Source organism: Halorubrum sp. SS7, from assembly GCF_005435055.1.
Classification (GTDB): Archaea; Halobacteriota; Halobacteria; order Halobacteriales; family Haloferacaceae; genus Halorubrum; species Halorubrum salinarum.
Window position 1 is genome coordinate 1 of record NZ_SGXV01000161.1, and the last position, 856, is coordinate 856.

Below are 856 nucleotides of genomic sequence, written 5' to 3' on the forward strand. Positions count from 1 at the left end.
CTTGTTGATCCCCATCGGTCGACCACGCAGGTCGTCGATGGTCTCGGCGTCGTCGTCGTCGCGGACGAAGACGACGCGGTCCCACTCGCTGTACGAGCCCACGATGTCGCGGTCGGTCTCGGAGGCTTCCTGAACCGCGTTCCACTCGCAGACGCCGTGGGTGCCGCCGTCCTCGTCCATGTCGTCCCACCAGTCGGCGTCGAAGGCGTTCTCGCCCTCGAAGTCCTGCGTTCCCGGCGCGAAGTACGAGAGGTCGGCCTCGACCCCCTCGTCCTCGAAGTACCCCTTCTCTTCCGCGACATCCTGCACGAGCTTCCACGTGAAGTATTCGTGCGAGATATTCAGGTCTGACATCGAATACACCATAATTTTATTTTGGGGTATAAATCACGAAACCGACAAACATGTGAGGTGGAACCCTCTTCGCGCAAATATTACGGGCGCCGAATATGTTCGGTTTTCGATTCGACCGCCTCGGCGACAAAATCGGCCGTAGACGCCCCGATAGCGCTTTTTCGATTCCGGGAGAGGCCGTCTTCCCGCAATCACCGGCAATACTTGGGTATTTCTGCGTTGACACCCGAACCCCGCCGACTCAGGGCCGATCGATCCGCGCCAGCAACCGACTCGTCGCCGCCGCGTCGAAGGCCATCGGGCGGCGCCACCACGGGCCCTTCCCGGAGTCGCTCGACAGGTCGGTGACGATCGGGTTTGCTTCGCTCCCGGCGTCGGGCGAACTCAGCGGGACGACCCGGTCGAAGAGCCCCGACGCTTCGGGGTCACCGACCGCGACGACGCGGGCGTCGAACGGATCGCGCTTCAGGTGCGCGTTCGTCGGGGCGCGCTCGGCGGCGAC

General features: G+C 63.4%; 2 pseudogenes. Both read right to left on the reverse strand.

Features of this window, described 5'->3' with window-relative positions:
* A pseudogene (locus EXE44_RS17325) lies at positions 1-354 on the reverse strand (hypothetical protein); the annotation flags it as partial.
* A 241-nt stretch (positions 355-595) separates the two neighbouring features.
* A pseudogene (locus tag EXE44_RS17330) lies at positions 596-856 on the reverse strand (hypothetical protein); the annotation flags it as partial.